Below are 22,311 nucleotides of genomic sequence, written 5' to 3' on the forward strand. Positions count from 1 at the left end.
AAAAGCTACTTGCGGAAAATTAATCTGGCACCTTTTTCTAAAACAGCCTTTATTTTGAAAATATAGACAAAGCGCAATATATATATTATAATAATGGGGACAGAATTCAATTCTGTCCCCATAACAACTTGGAAAGGACAGAATTCAATTCTGTCCCCATAACAACTTGGAAAGGACAGAATTCAATTCTGTCCCCATAACAACTTGGAAAGGACAGAATTCAATTCTGTCCCCATAACAACTTGGAAAGGACAGAATTCAATTCTGTCCCCATAAGATGCGGAAAAGGTGTCAGATTAATTTTCCGCATTTATGAGGTATATGTAAATTAAAAAAAGTAAAGCGGAAAATTAATCTGGCACCTTTTTTTTCCTTTACGTCACTATCGCAAATTGATAAAAGGGGGAATAAAAAAAGAGATGTTTAATATTTTTAAAAGAGAAGGATTGTTCGGCGATGTCAGCCAGATAACTCCGGATGAGGCATTTAAAAAATTATCTGAAGATAAAGAAAGTAAAAATACGCTGGTAATAGACGTAAGAGAACCGAATGAATATAACGGGAATTTGGGGCATATAGAAAATTCGCACTTGATTCCTATAAGACTTTTGCCGCTAAAAATTCAGGAATTAGAGAAGCATAAAGATAAGGATATAATTGCGGTATGCCACAGCGGCGCCAGAAGTTATTCCGCATGCACTATGCTCAAAAGACACGGATTTAATAAGCTTCATAACCTTAAAGGCGGAATGCTTTTATGGAAAAAAATGGGATTAAAAACCCATATGTAAATTAAATTATAATATTTTTTTATTAGGCGGAACAATGAACGATAAAAATTTTCATGTCTTCGTAGTATCCGATTCTACCGGCGAAACGGCGGAAAAGGTCGCAAGGGCGGCTATATCGCAGTTTTCTATTCCCGAGGTGCGCCTTAAGCGTTTCTTATTGATAGATTCGGAATTGAAGTTAAGAGAAATAATAACGGAAGCCGCAGAAAAAAAAGCGTTGGTTATTTTTACTTTAGTTAAAGACGGGTTGAGAAATATTATGCTTCAGGAATCTGCAGAAAAAGGTATCGTTAGTATCGATATAATAGGACCGGTACTTAATTCTATAGCAAATATCCTTAATCTTTTACCGGAAAGAAAGCCCGGTTTAATTCACAGGGTTAACGACGAGTATTTTAAAAGAATAGATGCCCTGGAATATGCCGTTAAACACGACGACGGACAGAGGATAGACGAAGTTTTGGAAGCGGATGCCCTTATACTGGGCATATCAAGAACGTCTAAGACCCCGCTTTGTCTTTTTCTTGCCCAAAGAGGATTTAAGGCGGCTAATATTCCCATAATAGATTCTCAGGTTATAGACGATACGGTATTTAAGGTTCAAAGGAGTAAAATATTCGGTTTGGTTTCCGATGCAGGAAGAATTTCAAATTTAAGAAAAGAAAGGTTAAAAAGAATGGGGCTGGGTCTTTCACAGGATTACGTATCGAAAGAATCTATAGAAAAAGAACTTGCCCATTCAATGTCTATATACGCTAAATTAAACGCATATATTATAGATATTACCGATAAATCTATAGAAGAAGTCGCCGCGGATATAATATCCCGCATAAACAACAAATAATATCCGGTAAAATAATAACTATCATATTAATTAAACTAACGGAAGACTGGCGGGCAAGCAAAGCATAATTTTTAATTAACCGTTGAAAAAAATAAAGGAAATATAAAATATATGGCTGACTTAGATAAAAAAATAAGGGATGAGAAATTGCAGGGAATCATAGGAGACGGAAGTCGGTTATTTGATACTGCAGTTTCAATAACCGGCGAATATTGCAAAAATAAAGGAATAGAGTTCGAGCTTTATATGTTTAATTCAAAAGTCCTCAAAATGGAATCGGAGGACGGCGGCATTTCTAACTACGTAAATGCCGAAACCAACGGTCTGAATATCAGGCTTTTAGATAAAAAGAAGATGAGTTTTTCTTATTGCCTCGGATTAGAGGGCGATAAAATTTTAAACGCTTTAGAAGGCGCTTACTCGCTTTTAAAATATATGGAAGCGGACGAATTTGCGGAATTTGCGGAAAAAGAAGACTATTATAGCGGCGATAACGATATATATACTCCCGAAAAATTAGGTATTTATTCCGAAGACGGCAAAGATATAGATATCGATAAAAAAAAGTCTTTACTGCTTGAAATGGAAGAAACGGCTTATTCATACGACAAAAAAATATACAAAGTAGATAAGCCGTCGTATTCCGAGACATTAATCAATAAAAGATTTTGTAATTCAAAAGGAATAGATGTTTCTTCGGTAAAAACTTTTTACGAGATATTTTTGTCTGTTGCGTCGCGGGACGGCGAAGATACCGGTTCGGGCTTCGATTTTGATTTTTCCCACGGTTTCAGTGCGCTTAAGTTTAAAAAAGCCGCTATGAATGCAGCTAAAAAAGGCGTGGACCAGCTTGGAGCAAGGACGGTAGCAAGCGGAAATTATCCTGTTGTTTTCGATAACTATACTTCTTCGGAGATTCTTGGGATATTGAAGCAGTCATTTTACGCGGACAGCGTTTATAAAAAAAAATCGTTATTGGAAGGTAAAATAGGCAAAAAAATATTTTCCGACAAATTAGACATAATAGACGACGGTCTTTTATACGGCGGAGCGCTAACCGATATGTTCGACAGAGAAGGCGTAAAGATGAAAACGAAAGTTTTATGTTCTTCAGGCACTATAAATTCCTATCTTTATGATATCAGGTACGGAAAAATATACGGCGTAAAGTCTTCCGGAAATTCGGCGGGGCGTTCGTTTACTCTTCCGCCTGACATAGGCTCCACTAATTTTTTTATAAAAAACGGCGAAACTAATATTTTAGATATAATAGGCTCTATAAAAGAAGGACTTTATATAACGGAACTTATGGGTCTTCATATGGCAAAACCTTATACTGGGGAGTTTTCTCTGGGAGCCGCAGGATTTTTCGTTAAAAACGGAAAAATAGATTTTCCGGTAAAAGGAATAGCTTTAAGCGGAAATATTATGCAGTTGTTTAACGGCATATCTGCAATAGCGAACGACCTGCGTTTTTTCGGTTCGGTCGGCTCGCCTTCTATATTGTTTGAAAATATTCAGGTTTCAGGAAAATAAAAACGGGGGAACATTTACTTTGGTAATGAAAATATTAAAAAGCATTTTTGGAACGAGCAACCAGAGGGAGATTGCCAGATTAAAGCCTTTAGTAGAAAAGATTAACTCTTTAGAGCCCCAATATTCCGGTATAGGCGATGACGAAATAAAGAATATTACGCTTAAGTTTAAAGATGAATTAAAAGATATTGCTCCTTCGGAACAGGATAAGAAGCTTGACGAAATTCTGCCGTTAGCTTTTGCGGTCGCAAGAGAAGGAATAAAACGCGCTCTAGGACTCAGAGCATTTGACGTTCAGCTTATAGGCGCTTCAGTTTTGCATTCAGGAAAAATAGCCGAAATGGCGACGGGCGAAGGAAAAACTTTAGTTGCGGTTATGCCCGCATATTTAAACAGTTTGACCGGAAGAGGCGTACATATCATAACCGTTAACGACTATCTTGCAAAAAGAGACGCCGAATGGATGGGCAAGGCATATAATCTGCTTGGTCTTTCAGTCGGGGTTATCACAAACGATATGGACGACGAAGCAAGAAAAAAAGCTTATAATTGCGACGTAACATACGGCACCAATAACGAATTCGGTTTCGATTATCTCAGGGACAATATGAAATACTCTTTGGAAGATTATGTCCAGAGAGAACTTAATTACGCTATAATAGACGAAGTAGATTCAGTTCTTATAGACGAAGCGAGAACACCCCTCATTATTTCCGGCGAATCCGAAGAAACGACCGAATTATATTATAAAGCCGATAATGCCGTAAGCAAACTTGTTAAAGATGAAGATTTTACAGTCGACGAGAAATTAAAAACCGCTATTATGACCGAAGAAGGCATAGAAAAAGTAGAAAATGCTTTAAAAATAAAAAACATTTACGACCCTAGGCACTTAGATTTACTGCATGCCGTTAATCAGTCCCTCAGGGCGCATGCCTGTTATTTTAAAGACGTAGATTATTTAATTCAGGACAATCAAGTAGTCATAGTAGATGAATTTACCGGACGCGTTATGAACGGAAGACGTTACGGAGAAGGACTGCATCAGGCATTAGAAGCAAAAGAGCATCTTAAAGTAGAAGGAGAAAACCAGACTCTTGCTACCGTTACTTTTCAGAATTTTTTTAGGATGTATAATAAGTTAGCGGGTATGACCGGAACCGCCGATACCGAAGCCGAAGAGTTTAAGAAAATATACAACTTAGACGTCGTCGTTATTCCTACCAATAAACCTATGGCAAGAAAAGACCATGCAGATTTGGTCTATGCAACGGAAGCGGAAAAATTTAATGCCGTAGCGGACGAGATTGCGGAAAAATATAAAACGGGGCAGCCTGTTCTAGTAGGAACCGTTTCGGTAGAAAAATCCGAAAGGCTTAGCGGTATTTTAAAGAAAAAAGGAATACCGCATTCAGTTCTCAACGCAAAAAATAATGCTAAAGAAGCGCAGATTATCGCAAACGCCGGGCAGAAAAAATCCGTTACCATTTCTACGAATATGGCCGGAAGAGGAACGGATATAGTTCTCGGCGATGGAGTTAAAGATATTGGCGGTCTTCACGTTATAGGAACGGAAAGACATGAGTCCAGACGTATAGACAACCAACTAAGAGGAAGGTCGGGCAGACAGGGCGACGTCGGTTCTTCAAGGTTTTACGTATCTTTGGAAGACGACCTCATGAGGATATTCGGCTCCGAAAGACTTGCGCCGTTCTTGGAAAAACTTGGACTTAAAGACGGACAGGCAATAGAGCATGGGATGATTTCCAAGGCTATAGAAAATGCTCAGAAAAAAGTCGAAGGCCATAATTTCGATATCAGAAAAAATCTTATAGATTACGACAACGTTATGAATAAACAGAGAGAGCTTATATATTCGTACAGAAAAAGAATGCTTGAGATATGCGATATATCCGAAATAAAAGAAGATATAGCATTTGACGTCGAAGCTTTGCTTGAATCTTATTTTGAAACCTACGTCCCCGAAAAAACGCATAGCGAAAATTGGGATATAGAAGGCCTTTTGGAAATATTAAAAGTTAGTCTGTCTGCCGATATATTAAGTTTAGAGACTTTAAATTTAAATGCTGGACTGAATATTAATGCCGAATATGCATCTCAGGAAGATAAAAAAAACGCAGTAATAAATCTATTTAAAAAAATGCCTAGAAGCGAGTTTTTTAATTCGCTTACCGATTTAATTAAAAAAAATATAGATGCAAAGATTGAATCATTTCCTGAAGACCAAAAATTAGACATACTGAAAGCTCTTTATCTTCAGGCGGTCGACAGTTTATGGAAAGATGCTTTGACTTCTTTAGACGTTCTCAAAGAAGGCATAGGGTTAAGGGGCTATGCCCAGGTTAATCCTCTTATAGAATATCAGAAAGAAGCATATTCTTTATTTATAAATATGCAGTTTAGGATGAAAGAAGAAGCACTGAATTCGATAATAGCAGTTCAGTTTGAAGACGGCATTAACGCCGAAGACATTATAGAGGGCGCAGGACTGCTTTCCGATAACATAATACTGACGCATAACGAAATGAATCAAGGGCAGGAAGAAAAACAAAAACCTATAGTCAAGCCTAAAAAAATAGGAAGGAACGAACCTTGTCCTTGCGGCAGCGGTAAAAAATATAAAAATTGCCATGGGAAAAATGAATAATTTTTTATATGCAGGTAAAGCCTGCGGGCTTAAAAAAAATAAAGATTTAGATTTGGGATTGATGATTTCTAAGTTTCCGCTTAGAGTCAGCGCAGTATTTACTAAAAATAAAGTTAAAGCGGCGCCGGTCGTAATATCTAAAAAAAATTCTAAAAATATTATAAAAGCGTTAATAGTGAATTCGGGAAATGCAAATGCATGCAACGGTAAGCAAGGTATGGAAGACGCTCTGCGGGTAGTTAAATCGTTGGCAAAAGAAGCAGGCATAGATGAAAGCTCCGTTTTTACGTGTTCCACAGGCGTAATCGGCGAAAGGCTTAACGTTTCTTTTATAGAGCATGCAATTCCGGACTTGTTAAATTCTGCCGATGAAGAAGGTTTCGATAATTTTACCAAAGCTATTATGACTACCGATACGTTTCCAAAAACAGTTTCCAAAAGCTTTTCGATAAACGGCAGTCAATATCAAATTAGAGGCTCTGCTAAAGGGTCTGGTATGATTATGCCGGATATGGCTACTATGCTGGCTTTTATATTTACCGACCTTCCTATAAAAAAAGAAACCGCCGATAAAATGTTTAAAGAATGCGTCGAAGCATCTTTTAATTCTATTACGGTCGACGGCGATACCTCGACTAACGATACCGCTTCGTTTTTTTATCCTGCATCTGCTGATACATTTATAGATTTGACGGGAAACGATACCGAATCAAAACATAACTATCAAATAGTAAAAAACGCTTTATTCGAAGTCTGTTACGAACTTGCAAAAATGATAGTTATCGACGGAGAGGGAGCAACTAAGTTTATTAAAGTCACGGTCGTTAACGCCTCTACTGAAGCAGGCGCAAAGAAAACCGCGTTAACGATAGCAAACTCGCCGCTTTTTAAAACGATGATAACCGGCGAAGATTTAAATTGGGGCAGAATAATGGCGGCGGTCGGAAGAGCAGGTGTCCCTCTCAAAGCCGAAAATATTGATATTTACATAAACGGAAAAATTATAGTAGAAAATTCTACTGCTTCTAAAAAATTAACGAAAGATATAGAAAAAACTATACTATCTCCTAAAGAAATAGACGTAGAGATAGACTTAAAATCGGGAAATAAAAAGCGTTCCGTTTTAACTTGCAATCTCACCCACGGGTATATAGATATAAACGCGTCTTACAGAAGTTAGCGGGCTTATCCCATGAAAATCCCCGTATTATACTACCATAAAATAGACTATCCAAAAAAAGATGCCGTATTTAAAGGTTTATACGTAACGCCGGGGCAGTTTAAAAGACAGTTGTCCATCCTTAAATTTTTAGGCTATGAAACTGTGAATCCAAAAGAAATCATGTCTTTTATAAAAGGCCATAAACTTTCCGTAAAAAAACCGATTCTTATAACTTTCGACGACGGATACGAAAATAATTATCTTAACGCCTATCCGATATTAAAATCCGCCGGTTTTACTTCAATGATATTTATAAGCAGCGGTTTTATAGGAAAAAAAAACGCGGTTTCCGACGAAAGAGAAAGAGTTAAGGAAAACTTTTTAAATAAAAATGAAATAAAAGAAATGTTTAATGACGGTTTTTTCATAGGTTCGCACGGCATAAACCATTTTTATTTAGACAGACTGGAAGAAGGAGTTATGATAGGCGAACTTATCGCTTCCAAAGCTTATCTTGAAAATATTACTGGTTCTGCCGTGGAATTTTTCTCCTATCCTTTCGGCGCTTATAACGCGAACGTTATGAGAGCAGTTAAAAATGCAGGTTATACTGCTGCCTTTACCACCGTTAACGGCAAAATAGAAGTCGGGGACAACTCCTTTGAACTTAAACGAATCTCTGTAAACGGGTACAATAATATCTTTAATTTTATATTTAAAATATTGTTATAGTGCGATAAAGGTGTCAGATTTTATTTTCCGCATAAAGAAAAAATTAATTTATACAAAAATATACTACGGAAAATTAATCTGACACCTTTATCAATTCCGTCCCCGTCACAAAATGGAAATTTCTTCTTGCAAAAAAAGCCTAAAAATGATAAAAGAATATGTTGATTTAAAATTAATTTAACTTTAACTTTAACTTTAACCAAAATCGTATCCGGTTATTAATTTGTGCTTGAAGCTTTTTACGTAACCGGAGAGAAAAAAGCGCAAAAGGAGACTAAAAATGCCATTTGATTTATCTATTAAGCAGTTGTTGGAAGCAGGCGTCCATTTCGGACATCAGACGAAAAGATGGAATCCCAAGATGAAGCCTTATATCTACGGGGCAAGGAACGGAGTTCATATAATTGACCTCCAAAAAGCACTGCCGTATATATCTGCGGCCTACGAAAAACTTTTCGATATCGCAAAAGAAGGCGGAACTATTCTTATAGTAGGGACTAAAAAACAGGCAAATCCTATCGTCGTGGAAGAAGCCAAAAGATGCGGTATGCCTTATGTCAACGAAAGATGGCTCGGCGGTATGCTAACCAACTTTTCAACTATAAAACATTCTATACAAAGATTGAAAGAGCTTGAATCGCTTAAAGAATCGGAAGAATTTTCCAGGTTTACAAAAAAAGAAATGGCTAAGATGGAAAAAGAGATAGTTAAACTCCAGAAAGTTCTTAACGGTCTCAGAGATATACATAAAATACCGGATGCAGTTTTTATAGTCGATGTACACCATGAAATAATAGCGGCAAAAGAAGCAAAAAGACTTGAAATACCGGTCATAGGAATTGCGGATACAAATGCTGATCCCGAACTAGTGGATTGGATGATACCTGGAAACGACGATGCTATCAGGGCAATAAAGCTTATTCTTAATGCTATGTCCGAAGCCATTATAGAAGGCAGGAAGATTTACGAAGAAAAAACTGGGAAAGGGAAAGGCAGTCCTCTGCCGGAGGGAGTTATAACGGAAGAAACTTTCGCGGCAGCCGTTTCTTCTCAGGCGGAAAATGCCGAATCTACTGCGGAGGAGGACATTTCCATATAAAATCAAATAAAGTCCTAAATACTTTGCAAATTAATTAATAAGTCAAAATTATATTATTTATTATATATGTTATATATCAGGGAGGAAAAATTAATTGGATAATACAAAGAATATAAGCGCCGAACTTGTTAAAAATCTGAGACAGATGACCGGAGCTGGTTTCGTAGATTGTAAAAACGTTCTTGTAAAAACCGGAGGAGACCTTGAAAAAGCCGTAGAAGTGTTAAGAAAAAAAGGTCTTGCAAAAGCTCAGAAAAAAGCAGGCAGAGAAGCCAAAGAAGGTTTAGTCTATTCTTACATACACGCAGGCGGAAGAATCGGCGTTCTTTTAGAAATAAATTGCGAAACCGATTTTGTTGCAAGAACGAACGAATTTCAGGAGCTTGCCAAAAATATCGCCATGCATATTGCGGCTTCAAACCCTCTTTATATTAAAAGAGATGGCGTTAAAAATGAAGTTATAGCTAAAGAAAAAGAGATATACGCAGAACAGCTTGCCAATATGGATAAACCTCAGGCGGTTAAAGAAAAAATAATAGAAGGCAAACTTGAAAAATACTTTCAGGAAGTTTGTCTGTTGGAGCAGGCTTATATCAAAGATCCGTCAAAAAATATAGCTGCCGTTATAGACAACGATATAGCTAAATTAGGTGAAAATATTATTTTAAAAAGGTTTGTTCGTTATCAACTTGGTGAATAATGGGTCTTAACTACAAAAGGATACTTTTAAAAGTCAGCGGCGAAGCGCTTGCCGGCGAAAGCAAGTGCGGGATAGATCCTGAGATAATCAATTTCGTCTCTCAGGAAATAAAATCCGTCGTTTCGGAAGGCGCAGAGATTGCCGTAGTTATAGGCGGCGGCAATATTTTCAGGGGATTTGGAAGTTCCTCTAAAGATTTAGGAATAGAACGTACGCAAGGCGATTATATGGGCATGCTTGCCACAGTTATAAACGCCTTAGCCCTTCAGGCTAGCCTTGAAGATAACGGCGTTATTTCAAGGGTTCAGACGGCTATCGCTATGCAGCAGGTTGCCGAACCTTATATACGCCGAAGAGCTTTGCGCCATTTAGAAAAAAAAAGAGTAGTTATTTTTGCGGCCGGAACCGGAAATCCTTACTTTACTACAGATACGGCGGCATCATTGAGGGCGATGGAAATTCATGCGGACGTTATATTAAAAGCCACTAAAATAGACGGAGTATATACGGAAGACCCTATGATAAATAAACAGGCTGTTAAATTCGACAGCCTTACATATATAGACGTTTTGAATAAAAATTTAAAAGTTATGGATTCTACTTCCATATCTTTATGTATGGACAATGCTCTGCCTATAGTAGTTTTTAATTTGCTCGGCAAGGGAAATCTTTTAAAAGTTGTTAAAGGCGAATCCATAGGAACGATAATATCAAAGGCAAATATTTAATTTAGGAGCTTATGTTATGGACGAAACTGCATTTGTCAATGAAACAAAAACAAAAATGAGCCATGCTATAGAGGCTTATAAAGCGGAACTTGCAAAAATCAGGACGGGAAGGGCTTCTACTGGATTAATTGAAGCGGTTAACGTCGAATATTACGGTTCGGTTTCCCCTATAATAAGGCTTGCTTCTATATCTATTCCTGACAGCAGAACTATCAGTATAAACCCGTGGGATGCAGGTTCTCTTCCGGCTATTGAAAAAGCAATACAAAAATACGACCCTTCTTTAAATCCTTCTAACGACGGAAAAAGTATAAATATAAAAATACCTGCTTTAACTCAAGAAAGGCGCAAAGAAATAACAAAACAGGTCGGCAAGTTATCAGAATCTATAAAACAAGAAATCAGAAATTTCAGGAGACTATCAAACGAAAAGATAAAAACTTATGAAAAATCAAAAGAAATATCCGAAGACCAGTCTTTTAAAATTCAAAAAAAAGTGCAGGATTTAACGGATAATTTTATTAAGGAAATAGACGAAATTACAAAACGCAAAGAAAAAGAAATATCAGAGGTATGACATTTAAAAATCTTCCTGGACATATAGCTATTATAATGGACGGCAACGGCAGATGGGCGCAGAAAAGAAATTTAGACAGAATTTACGGACATCTTGAAGGAATAAAATCTTTAAAATCCGTCGTAAAAGGCGTAATAGATTATAAAATCAAATATCTTACGGTTTATGCTTTTTCGTCGGAAAACTGGCAGAGACCGGAAGAAGAAGTAGATTATTTAATGGAACTTCTTGAGCAGTATATAGAAATAGAACTTCCTTATCTTATAAAAAATAAAATCAGGCTTAATTTTATCGGAAATTTAGAAAAACTGCCGGAAAAATCAAAAATTGCGGTGTCGAGAGCCATAGACAAAACAAAAAACGGTTCCGAATTGATTTTAACGCTTGCGATAAGTTACGGCTCCAAGGAAGAAATATTAAATGCCGTTAGAAAAATATCGGAAGATGTTAAAAAAAAATCAATAAATTTAACCGATATAAACGACGGTCTTTTTTCTAGTTATCTTTATACGGCCGGAATTCCAGACCCCGACCTTATAATCAGGACTAGCGGAGAAGAAAGGCTGTCCAATTTTATGCTTTATCAGGCTGCATATGCGGAACTTTATTTCACTAAAACTTTGTGGCCGGATTTTAGAAAGAAAAATTTAATAGCTGCATTAAAAAATTACGAAAAAAGGTCAAGGCGATTTGGAAAAACCTAATTTCGACCCTAAAAGATTTATATTCGGCATTATATTCGGCGTAGTTATAATTTTATCTATATTTCTGCTGAATATATATGAATTTTTCATAGTTTCTGCCGTTATGACGGCGCTTTCCGTTTACGAAATATATTCTATTTTCGATTTGTCGGAATATAAATATTTTATACTCCCCGAATTGCTTGCTATTTTAACTTCATTTTCTTTTGCTTTTTTGAAAGAAGGCGCTTTTATATTTATCTTGTTTTTTTCCGTTTTTTTAATTTTTTTAAAAAACATTCTTTCTTTTAAAAACGATTTTGGAAAAACCTTATTCATAGATCTGTTTTCAATAATTTATACGGGCTTTCTTATATCTTTCCTCGTTAAAATTTTTGCAGTTTCCGGAGGCAGAATGCTTATTCTGCTGTTATTTATACTTGTATGGGCATCCGATATTTTTGCTTATTACGGCGGCAGGCATTTCGGCATGCATAAGCTTATTGTATCTTTAAGCCCAAAAAAGACCGTAGAGGGAGCAGTAATAGGTTTTTTAGCCGCCTTGCTTACCGCTCTTATATTTAGGGTATTTATAAGCGAATATAAGGAATTTACCGTTCTTTTATTTATATTTTTGTCTTCCGTTACCATTATAGCCGGAATGTTTGGCGATTTAACGGAATCTTTAATTAAAAGGATGGGCGGAAAAAAAGATTCGGGAAATTTAATTCCCGGTCACGGCGGTATTTTAGACAGAATAGACAGCCTGATACTTGCCGCCCCGTTTTTTTATTACATTATGATTTTTTGCTTAAAATAGAAAATAACCGACATAAATTAAATAAATAAATATATATATTATATATATTATGCGAAATATATTTCTTGCCGGTTCTACCGGCTCTATAGGCAGAAATGCCGTAAACGTAGCCGTCTCATATCCTGACTTCCTTGCCGTAAAAGGTATTGCTGCCGGGCATTTTACTCAGGAGCTAAAAGAACAGATTGAAAAACTCAAACCATTATACTGCGTTCTTTCTTCAAAAACTGAATACGATAAAGCTAAAGACAATTTAAAAAACATAAAAGGCGTTAAGACGAAATTAATTTTCGGCGAGGAAGGACTGCATGAAGCGGTTTCCGACGGTATATTCGACGTGGTATTGAACGCCATAAGCGGTTCCGCAGGACTTTTACTTTCTTACCGTAGCCTTGAGGCCGGCAAAGACCTTGCGCTTGCCAACAAAGAATCCATGGTTATGGCAGGCGATATTCTAAACAAAACGGCAAAAAAGCATAAAGCTAAAATAATTCCCGTAGATTCCGAGCATTCGGCTCTGTTTCAGTGCCTTAAAAGCGGAGTTAAGCAGGACGTTAAAAAATTAATCTTGACTGCATCCGGTGGGCCTTTTTACGACAAGGATAAAAACTATTTTAATAATATAACCGTCGATATGGCATTAAACCATCCTAAATGGAAGATGGGAAAGAAAATTACCGTAGATTCTTCAACGCTTGCCAATAAAGGGCTCGAAGTAATAGAAGCCTCTTTTTTATTTGGGTTTAAAGAAGACAAAATAGACGTCGTCATACATCCGCAGGCAGTAGTTCATTCGATGGTAGAATTTATGGACGGTACGTTAATAGCCCAGATGGGAGATGCCGATATGAAAGGTCCGATAGGTTATGCGCTGTCTTATCCGCACCGCTTCCATAATCTCATGAAACCGATAGATTTGACCGAAATTGCAAAACTGGAGTTTTTTGCGCCTGACGACGAGAAATTTCCGTTTTTAAATATTGCAAGATATTCTTTAAGGGAAGGCAAAAGCATGCCGGCGGTTTTTTGCGAAGCCAACGAGATTTTCGTTAATTCTTTCTTAAACAGAAAAATATCTTTTAATAAAATTGCCCAAAACGTGGAATCTGTAATGCAGAAGCACAAACCGTTCGATTTAAAAACTATAGAGGACGTAATAGAAGCGAAAAAGCAGGCAGAATCTCTTTCAAAAAAGCTAATTTCTGATACTTAGTGTGACTTGGACAGACAGGAAAACATGCAAAAAAATCCCGACTTTTCTGCAAAATTGTTGTATAATATACAATTAAACAATCAAACAAAAAATAAATCTAAAACCTTAATCCTGCAATAAAACAACAAAAAACTTATTGATTGTGTTATAATGAGTAGAAAAATGTGAGAAAAAGGTGTCGGATTTTATTTTACGCATAAGAATAGAAATAACTAAAAGATAGAAAAATTTTGCGTAAAATTAATCTGACACCTTTTTCTAATGCAGGATTAAGGTAAAAATTAAACATGAAAGGCCTGGAGGATGTATGATAATAGAATCTTATCTCGGTAAATATCCTAAGATAGACGAAACGGCGTATATATCGCAAAACGTAGTAATCGTCGGCGACGTCGAAATTGGAAAGGAATGCAGCGTTTGGTACGGCGCCGTTATCAGGGGCGACGTGCACTACATTAAAATAGGCGAAAATACAAACGTTCAGGACAACAGCGTTCTTCACGTACAGCACGATACCGGTCCTTTGATAATTGGCAGGGGCGTTACCATAGGGCATAACGTCAATCTTCACGGGTGCGAGATAGGCGATAACTGTCTTATAGGAATAGGCGCCATAGTTTTAACCGGAGCTAAAATCGGCAAAAACTGCATAATTGCCGCAGGGGCTTTAATTAAAGAAAATGCGGTTATACCCGAAGGTTCTTTGGTAGCCGGACTGCCCGGCGTAATCAAAAAAAATCTGAGCGAAAAAGAGATAGACTCAATAAGGGAATCTGCGAATAATTACGTTAAATACGTTAAAAATTACAGGGGAGAATAGATTGGTTTCAAACTCGGCCTCAGATACTAAATTCAAAGCATCTATAGATATCGGGACAAATACTATAAGGTGCCTTATAACCGGTCAAGAAAATAATTTTTTAAGTCCCGATTACGTGGATATGAAAATTATCAGGCTGGGCGAAAATTTCAAAAAAGAAGGAGTAATAACCCAAAATTCAATAAACAGGCTCAAAAAAGCTTTGAAAGTTTATATAGAAGAAATTAGAAATTTCGGCATAAAGCCGGAGAATGTAGTTATAACCGGCACAAGCGTGTTGAGGGACGCTCCTAACGCTGAAGAAGTAAAAAATATAATTTTTAGGGAATTCGGTTTCAATCTTGAAATTATAAGCGGAGAAAAAGAGGCTTTAATAACTTTAAAAGGAATTTCTAAATGTTTTAACGGTATTAACGAATTTTATTCAATAGACATAGGAGGCGGTTCTACGGAATACGTCTGCGTTAAAAACGGAGCGCCTTTATGGAAATACAGCCTGAATATGGGCGTAGTACATCTTACGGAAGAAGTTGTTAAAACCGACCCGGTGTCCGAAGAAAATTTAAAGGAATTGGAAAGCCGCATAGAACAAAAATTAAACCCGTTAAAAGCCGAAATAATTGAAAGCGGTTTTGTTTTCAAGCCTATGACTCTTTTCGGGACTGCCGGAACAGCGACTACTCTTGCGATGGTAGATTTAAATATGAAGAGCTACCAAAGGCTTAAAGTACACGGATATTTCGTGAGCAGGGAAAAAACCGCCGGAATTTACAGAAAATTTGCTTCCGCAAAAATATCCGACAGGTTGAAAATTGACGGCGTAGAAACAGGAAGGGAAGACCTTGTTCTCGCCGGAGCGGCTATAATGTTAAAGAGCATAGATTTTTTTGAGGTTTCCGGTTTTACCGTTTCGGAATGCGGACTGTTGGAAGGACTTATAAGTTAAACAATAAAGAGGGAAATTTAAAATGAAAGAGATTATTACGGAATCGCTGAGTTTCGACGATGTTTTGATAGTACCCGATTATTCGGAAATACTTCCGAAGGACGTAGATTTAAAGACTAAATTTTCAAGAAATATAGACCTTAATATTCCTTTGGTGAGCGCCGCCATGGATACCGTCACCGAAGCAGAAACGGCAATTTCGCTTGCGCGTGAAGGCGGTATCGGCGTAATACATAAAAATCTGACCGTTCAGCAGCAGAAAGCCGAAGTCGAAAGGGTTAAGAAATCCGAAAGCGGTATGATAACTAACCCTGTGAAAGTTAATCCCGACGATAAAATATCTTATGCTTTGGATATTATGAAAAAATTTATGATTTCTGGCGTGCCGGTAGTAAAAGGCGATAAATTAGTAGGAATACTTACGAACAGGGATTTGCGGTTTTCGGTCAACCTTGACGAAAAAGTCGCAGACGTAATGACGAAAGAGCATCTCGTTACGGTGCCGGTCGGAACTACGCTTGAAGAAGCCAAAAAAACGCTGCACGAAAAAAAAATAGAAAAACTTTTGGTCATTGATGACGATTATAATTTAAAAGGACTTATAACTATAAAAGACATAGAAAAAATTAAAAAATATCCTAATTCTTGCAAAGATTCTCTGGGAAGGTTAAGGGTAGCGGCCGCCATAGGCATTGCCAAGGATACGGAAGAAAGAGTAGAGGCGCTCGCCGAAGCCGAAGCAGATGCGGTAGTAATCGATACTGCGCACGGATATTCAAAAGGCGTCATAGATATGGTAAAATATCTGAAAAAACGTTATAAAATGGATATAATAGCCGGCAATATAGCCACTAAAGAAGCCGCAAAAGCTTTAGCGGATGCCGGAGTGGACGCAGTAAAAGTCGGCATAGGACCGGGCTCCATATGCACTACCAGAGTCGTTGCGGGCGTCGGCGTTCCCCAGCTATCCGCCATAATCGAATGTTCGGAAATTTACGATAAAAACGGCATTCCCGTCATTGCGGACGGAGGAATAAAATTTTCCGGCGATATTTCTAAAGCTATAGCCGGCGGGGCAAACAGCGTTATGATTGGCAACCTCTTTGCCGGTACCGAAGAAAGCCCCGGCGAAACCATAATTTATCAGGGGCGAAGCTATAAAGTATACAGAGGCATGGGTTCGCTCGGCGCAATGGTAAGCGGTTCCAAAGACAGATATTTTCAAACGCATATAAAGGACGAATCTAAATTCGTTCCCGAAGGCATAGAAGGAAGAGTTCCTTATAAAGGCAGCCTTTCCGATTCAGTAAATCAGCTTACGGGAGGCTTAAGGGCGGGAATGGGATATTGCGGAGCCCGTTCTATACAGGAACTTAGAACAAAGACCAGATTTATTAAGATAACTTCTTCGGGACTAAAAGAGAGCCATGTTCACGACGTCATTATAACAAGGGAGGCGCCTAACTACAGGTTAGATTAATCGATGGGAATAAATTCTAAAATACTTATTATAGATTTCGGTTCGCAATATACCCAGCTTATTGCAAGGAAAATCAGGGAAAGCAAGGTTTATTGCGAGATATATCCCTATAATTCTCCGTTAAGCAAAATTAAACAATACAATGCAAATGCAATTATACTTTCAGGCGGGCCGTCTTCGGTTTACGATAAAAATGCTCCCATAATTTCTAAGGATTTATTTAAATTAAACGTTCCTTTCTTAGGCATATGTTACGGCATGCAGATTATGGCGCATCTACTAGGCGGAGAGGTCAAACCGGCTAAAAACAGGGAATACGGCCATTCTAAACTTGAAATACTTCGTAAGAGCAGCCTTTTAAAAGGGTGCGGCAAATCCAGTTTGGTATGGATGAGCCACGGCGACGTCATAGTGAAAATTCCGACAGGTTTTAAAATAACGGCGCAGACGGAAACCTGCGATACCGCGGCATTTGAATATCCGGAAAAAAAATTTTACGGACTGCAGTTTCATCCCGAAGTGGTTCACACCGAATGCGGGACTGATATATTAAATAATTTTTTGTTTAAAATATCAGGCGTTAAAGGCGACTGGGAACTGGAAGATTTTATATCCGACAAAGTAGGAGAAATCAGGAAAAAAACCGGCGGGGCAAAAGCTATATGTGCTCTTTCGGGAGGAGTCGATTCTACGGTAGCGGCGGTTATTACCAACAGGGCTATAGGCGGCAACCTTAAATGCATATTTGTCGACAACGGACTTTTAAGAGAATCGGAAGCGAAATCTGTTATGAAGTATTATAAGGAAAATCTTAGCCTTAACGTAAAATCAGTCAACGCTTCTGCTTTATTCTTAAAGGAACTTAAAGGGGTGACCGATCCTGAAAGAAAACGTAAAATTATCGGCAGGCTTTTTATAAAAATATTCGAAAAAGAAGCTAAAAAGATTAAAGGCGTGAATTTTTTGGTGCAGGGAACGCTTTATCCGGACGTAATAGAATCCGTTAAAGTTTTCGGCGCCTCAAGCGTAATAAAAAGCCATCACAACGTCGGAGGTCTTCCAAAAAAATTAAATCTAAAATTAATAGAACCCTTAAGGGAATTATTTAAAGACGAGGTCCGCGTTATAGGAAAAAAATTAGGAATTCCGGAAGAAATAATAAACAGGCAGCCGTTTCCCGGTCCAGGATTAGCAATAAGAATAATAGGGGCGGTGGATAAAAAAAATCTCGATATTTTAAGGAAAGCCGATGCTATAGTTACTCAGGAAATAAAAGCGGCGGGATTATACGATAAAATATGGCAGTCTTTTCCGGTGCTAGTGCCGGTAAAAACTGTAGGCGTAATGGGCGATAAAAGGAGTTATGAATCGGTAGTGGCTCTTCGCGCCGTGACTTCCGTGGACGGAATGACCGCCGATTTTGCAAAATTAGATTACGATATATTAAGAACATGTTCTTCAAGGATAATTTCGGAAATTAAAGGGGTTAACAGGGTGGTTTACGATATTACTTCAAAACCGCCTTCGACTATAGAATGGGAATAAAAAACGGAGTAAATTTATAATGAGCGATTTTGTTCATTTGCATCTTCATTCGCATTACAGTCTTTTAGACGGCGCAATTAAAATAGACGATATAGTAAATAAAGCTATAGAATTTAATATGCCTGCCGTTGCGGTAACCGACCACGGAAATATGTTCGGAGCGATAGAATTTTACGAAAAAGCGGTTAAAAAAGGAGTCAAACCTATAATCGGATGCGAAATGTATATTTCAAAATCCGATATGAAACTGAAAAACTCAAACGAAAAATTTTATAATCACCTTATTCTTCTTGCAAAAAACGATACAGGTTATCAAAATCTTTCGAAATTAGTTTCTATGTCTTACATAGACGGATTTTATTACAAACCGAGAATAGACAAAAATACCTTAAAAGACCATAGCGAAGGATTAGTAGCCATGTCCGCCTGCATTAAAGGCGAAATACCTTACGAAATAGTAAAAGGACGATTCGATTCTGCGGAAGAAAGCCTTAAGTTTTATTTAGATATTTTTAAAGACGATTTTTATTTGGAAATGCAGGTTCAGGGTATGGAAGAACAGCTTACCGCCAACGACGGACTAATAGAGCTTTCCAAAAAATACGGAGTACCTTTAACGGCCACCAACGACTGCCATTATCTTCTCAAAGAGGACTATGAAGCTCACGACGTACTTCTTTGCATACAGACCGGAAAGACCGTCGAGGACAAAGACAGATTAAAATTTTCGACTAAAGACCTATATTTTAGGTCGCAGGACGAGATGAAAGAAATTTTTGGCCGTTACCCTTCCGAAGCTATATCTAATACGCTTTTGGTTGCCGATAAATGCAATTTTTCTTTTAAATTAAAAGGCGGACACTATTTTCCCCAATTCAAACCCGGAAACGAAGCCGAAAAACTAAAAAACGCAAAATCATCCTTAGGCGCAACCGTCGAAGCGAATGAACGTCAGCCTGTTAATATAACAGAAACAGCTATTGGAGACGATTTCGATGCCGCCGATTATTTCGAGAAAAAAACAAGGGAAGGTTTCGAGGGAATTTTTATAAAAAACCCTTCTAAAGCCGCTGCAGAATCCTATTTAAAAAGAAAGGAAGAATACGAATCAAGATTAGACATGGAAATAGAAGTTATTAAAAAATCTAATTTTGCGGGATATTTTTTGATAGTTTCCGATTTTATAAAATATGCGAAAGAACATGATATACCCGTCGGTCCGGGCAGAGGTTCCGCCGCCGGAAGCTTAGCCGCCTACTGTCTTAAAATTACGGAAATAGACCCCATAAAATACGATTTGATGTTTGAAAGATTTCTTAATCCCGAAAGAATAAGCATGCCCGATATAGACTCCGATTTCTGCATAAACGGAAGAGACGAAGTTATTAAATATGTTGCGCATAAATACGGCGAAGAAAAGGTGTCGCAGATAATAACTTTCGGTACCATGCTTGCAAAAGCCGTTATCAGGGATACCGGCAGGGCTTTGAATATGCCGTATGCAGAAGTCGATAAGATCGCAAAATTAGTTCCGAATACTCTTGGCATTACTTTAGAAAATGCAATAAAAGAAGAGCCTAAGCTCCGCAATTTAATTGAAACGAACCCTAAGGTAAAGAAATTAATAGAAATAGCAAAAAGATTGGAAGGTCTTGCCAGGCATGCAAGCACGCATGCCGCCGGCGTAGTAATATCTAACGAACCTATAAACAGTTATATGCCTTTATATAAAGGCACAAAAGAAACGGACGTTATTACTACTCAGTATACCGGAACAGATTTAGAAAAACTTGGATTTATAAAGTTCGACTTTCTGGGATTAAAAACGCTTACGGTAATGAATGAGGCTATAAAGCTTATTAACGAAACTAAATTCCTTCAAAGACTGCAAAGGGAACATGAAGAAGAAGTGGAAAGCGGCGGCTTTAACGAAGATAAGGATTTTAATATATACGATATAGATTTAAACGATAAGGCTACGTTTAAACTGCTGGCGGCTGGAGACACCACCGGCGTGTTTCAGTTAGAAAGTTCGGGTATGAAAGAATTGATAAAAAAGCTGATACCAAATTCATTTGAAGATTTAATTCCTCTCGTAGCTTTGTATAGACCTGGACCGCTAGGAAGCGGCATGGTGGACGATTTTATCAAGGCTAAGCACGGTAAAGCCAAAATACATTATATTCATCCGTCGCTTAAGGATATTCTCCATGAAACTTACGGCGTAATGCTATATCAAGAGCAGATAATGAGGGTGGCTACTAATCTTGCCGGATTTTCTATGGGCGAAGCCGACGTTTTAAGAAAGGGCGTAGGAAAGAAGCAGACTGAACTTATCAATCAGATGAAAGATAAGTTCATAAGCGGATGCAAAGCAAACGGCATAGAAGAGTCGAAATCCGAAAAGATTTTTTCCCTTATAGTAAAATTCGGAGAATACGGCTTCAATAAATCACATTCCACCGCCTATGCATATATTGCATATATGACTGCATATTTAAAAGCTAATTATAAAGAGCATTTTACCGCCGCTCTTTTATCCAGCGAAATGACAAATGCGGATAAATTGACTAAGATAATAAACGAAGCAAAATCGGGAATGAACGCATGCGAAATATTACCGCCGTCGGTTAACGAATCGTCCGAAAGGTTTGCTATAGTCGAAAAAAGAATTTGCGCGGATAATTGTGAAGATAAAAACAAAGAATTTGCCGGCGGTACGGTTAAGTTAGCTATAAGGACAGGCTTGGGAGCCGTAAAAAACGTCGGCAAAGCCGCCATAGATTCTATTTTGCAGGCTCGCTCAGACAAGCCTTTTAGAGACTTGTTAGATTTTTGTTCAAGGGTAGATACCAGGAAAGTCAATAAGAGGACGATAGAAAACTTGATTAAAAGCGGGGCTTTAGATATAGGCGGAGAATCGAGGAAATGGATGCTAGATAATCTTGAAGCGGTAATGGAAGAATCTATCCGCAAAAGAGAAAAAGAAGATTCCGGACAGGCCGATTTATTCGGTTCATCATCGGAAGGTATAGATTTTGATGCAGGAAAAAACGATTCCTATTTAACGGCTGCAGGAGAAAAAGACGATATAAAATCCATCCTTGCTTTTGAAAAAGAGTCGCTCGGTTTCTATCTGTCGGGGCATCCTTTAGACGGTTATGAAGAAAAATTAAAACTTCTTAAAATAAAACCCGTAACCGATATAGTAAGGGAATATATAGAAGCAAAAGGAAAAATTCCTCAGGATGCTTCATATAAAGTCGTGGGAGTAATAAATCAGCTTAAAATCCGCAAGACTAAAAGCAACGATAAAATGGCTTCTTTTATATTAAACGACAATAATTCGAATATAGAAACCGTGTTTTTTCCAAAAAGTTTTTTAAAATACGAAGATGTGTTATCTACTAATCAGCCGGTAATTATTACGGGGAGAATAGATTTTTCGGGCTTAGACATTTCCGCCTTAAGCGGCAAAGGAATACAGGCGGCGGATGACGAAAATTTATCGGACATCGAAGCCTCGGAAAACGGCATATACAAACTGGAAGATAACGCATTAACGGAAAACGCAGGGCAAAACGCTGCTTTAATTAACGGAGACGCAGATCTGGGCATTAAAATTGTCGGCGAAAGCATAGAACTGCTTGATGCGGTAAAAGTTAAACTGCCGGTAAAACCTGCTGGAGAAGCCTGTATTATAGAGATAAAAGACAATGTTGTTATGCTTGACGGCGCCGAATTTAAAAAAATGCTTTTTGAAATTAAAAAAAGTTTTTCAGAAGCAAAAGGAAGCGATAAGGTAATATTCAAAATTTCGGGATACAGCATTACCCTTGGAGAAAATATTGCCGTGGACAAATCTTTATTGAAATCCAATCCGTTATTTAATTACTTGAATATTATTTGATAGATGGTATAATAAAAAAAACAAAAATATAAAAGAGTTACATTTAACAAACAAATA

Annotated in this window: 18 protein-coding genes; all 18 read left to right on the plus strand. The window is 37.6% G+C overall.

Annotated features, from left to right (window positions below):
* Positions 1–419 precede the first annotated feature (419 nt).
* The 18 genes from EVJ48_08225 to EVJ48_08310 all read left to right on the plus strand — a co-directional run bounded on the left by EVJ48_08225 (position 420) and on the right by EVJ48_08310 (position 22,254).
* On the plus strand, positions 420–791 hold the full coding sequence (locus tag EVJ48_08225) for a rhodanese-like domain-containing protein (GenBank protein ID RZV37785.1): 372 nt from the start codon (positions 420–422) through the stop codon (positions 789–791).
* 34 nt (positions 792–825) lie between these two features.
* A complete protein-coding gene (locus EVJ48_08230; GenBank protein ID RZV37786.1) occupies positions 826–1,635 on the plus strand; it encodes a kinase/pyrophosphorylase in 810 nt (269 codons plus the stop codon).
* Positions 1,636–1,746: 111 nt separating this feature from the next.
* A complete protein-coding gene (locus tag EVJ48_08235; protein ID RZV37787.1) occupies positions 1,747–3,171 on the plus strand; it encodes a TldD/PmbA family protein in 1,425 nt (474 codons plus the stop codon).
* A 25-nt stretch (positions 3,172–3,196) separates the two neighbouring features.
* Entirely contained in the window at positions 3,197–5,839 is a 2,643-nt protein-coding gene (secA, locus tag EVJ48_08240) for a preprotein translocase subunit SecA (GenBank protein ID RZV37807.1), read from the plus strand.
* The gene (gene argJ / locus EVJ48_08245) at positions 5,823–7,019 is read left to right on the plus strand and encodes a bifunctional glutamate N-acetyltransferase/amino-acid acetyltransferase ArgJ (protein RZV37788.1); all 1,197 of its coding nucleotides are present in this window, start codon (positions 5,823–5,825) and stop codon (positions 7,017–7,019) included. The genes secA and argJ overlap by 17 nt, the downstream gene beginning before the upstream one ends.
* 12 nt (positions 7,020–7,031) lie before the next feature.
* Positions 7,032–7,733 (plus strand): polysaccharide deacetylase family protein, encoded by a 702-nt coding sequence (locus EVJ48_08250; GenBank protein RZV37789.1) that lies wholly within the window; start codon positions 7,032–7,034, stop codon positions 7,731–7,733.
* A 280-nt stretch (positions 7,734–8,013) separates the two neighbouring features.
* On the plus strand, positions 8,014–8,832 hold the full coding sequence (gene rpsB / locus EVJ48_08255) for a 30S ribosomal protein S2 (GenBank protein RZV37790.1): 819 nt from the start codon (positions 8,014–8,016) through the stop codon (positions 8,830–8,832).
* Between the two features lie 145 nt (positions 8,833–8,977).
* Entirely contained in the window at positions 8,978–9,532 is a 555-nt protein-coding gene (locus EVJ48_08260) for an elongation factor Ts (GenBank protein RZV37808.1), read from the plus strand.
* Complete coding sequence (locus EVJ48_08265) at positions 9,532–10,260, plus strand: UMP kinase (protein ID RZV37791.1); 729 nt, start codon at positions 9,532–9,534, stop codon at positions 10,258–10,260. Before EVJ48_08260 ends, EVJ48_08265 begins: the two co-directional genes overlap by 1 nt.
* Positions 10,261–10,276: 16 nt before the next feature.
* Positions 10,277–10,837 (plus strand): ribosome recycling factor, encoded by a 561-nt coding sequence (locus EVJ48_08270; GenBank protein RZV37792.1) that lies wholly within the window; start codon positions 10,277–10,279, stop codon positions 10,835–10,837.
* Entirely contained in the window at positions 10,834–11,541 is a 708-nt protein-coding gene (locus tag EVJ48_08275; protein ID RZV37793.1) for an isoprenyl transferase, read from the plus strand. The genes EVJ48_08270 and EVJ48_08275 overlap by 4 nt, the downstream gene beginning before the upstream one ends.
* A complete protein-coding gene (locus tag EVJ48_08280) occupies positions 11,504–12,340 on the plus strand; it encodes a hypothetical protein (protein RZV37794.1) in 837 nt (278 codons plus the stop codon). Before EVJ48_08275 ends, EVJ48_08280 begins: the two co-directional genes overlap by 38 nt.
* 49 nt (positions 12,341–12,389) lie before the next feature.
* Positions 12,390–13,553, plus strand: a complete 1,164-nt coding sequence (locus EVJ48_08285; GenBank protein RZV37795.1) for a 1-deoxy-D-xylulose-5-phosphate reductoisomerase — start codon at positions 12,390–12,392, stop codon at positions 13,551–13,553.
* Positions 13,554–13,860: 307 nt separating this feature from the next.
* Positions 13,861–14,373 (plus strand): gamma carbonic anhydrase family protein, encoded by a 513-nt coding sequence (locus EVJ48_08290; GenBank protein ID RZV37796.1) that lies wholly within the window; start codon positions 13,861–13,863, stop codon positions 14,371–14,373.
* 1 nt (position 14,374) lies between these two features.
* Positions 14,375–15,319, plus strand: a complete 945-nt coding sequence (locus EVJ48_08295) for a Ppx/GppA family phosphatase (protein RZV37797.1) — start codon at positions 14,375–14,377, stop codon at positions 15,317–15,319.
* 22 nt (positions 15,320–15,341) lie between these two features.
* A complete protein-coding gene (guaB, locus tag EVJ48_08300; protein RZV37798.1) occupies positions 15,342–16,799 on the plus strand; it encodes an IMP dehydrogenase in 1,458 nt (485 codons plus the stop codon).
* Positions 16,800–16,802: 3 nt separating this feature from the next.
* A complete protein-coding gene (gene guaA / locus EVJ48_08305; GenBank protein RZV37799.1) occupies positions 16,803–18,344 on the plus strand; it encodes a glutamine-hydrolyzing GMP synthase in 1,542 nt (513 codons plus the stop codon).
* Positions 18,345–18,363: 19 nt separating this feature from the next.
* Positions 18,364–22,254 carry a DNA polymerase III subunit alpha gene (locus EVJ48_08310; protein ID RZV37800.1) on the plus strand — a complete coding sequence of 1,297 codons (3,891 nt, stop codon included), beginning with the start codon at positions 18,364–18,366 and terminating at the stop codon, positions 22,252–22,254.
* Positions 22,255–22,311 lie beyond the last annotated feature (57 nt).

It is taken from the genome of Candidatus Acidulodesulfobacterium acidiphilum (genome assembly GCA_008534395.1).
GTDB classification, from domain to species: domain Bacteria; phylum SZUA-79; class SZUA-79; order Acidulodesulfobacterales; family Acidulodesulfobacteraceae; genus Acidulodesulfobacterium_A; species Acidulodesulfobacterium_A acidiphilum.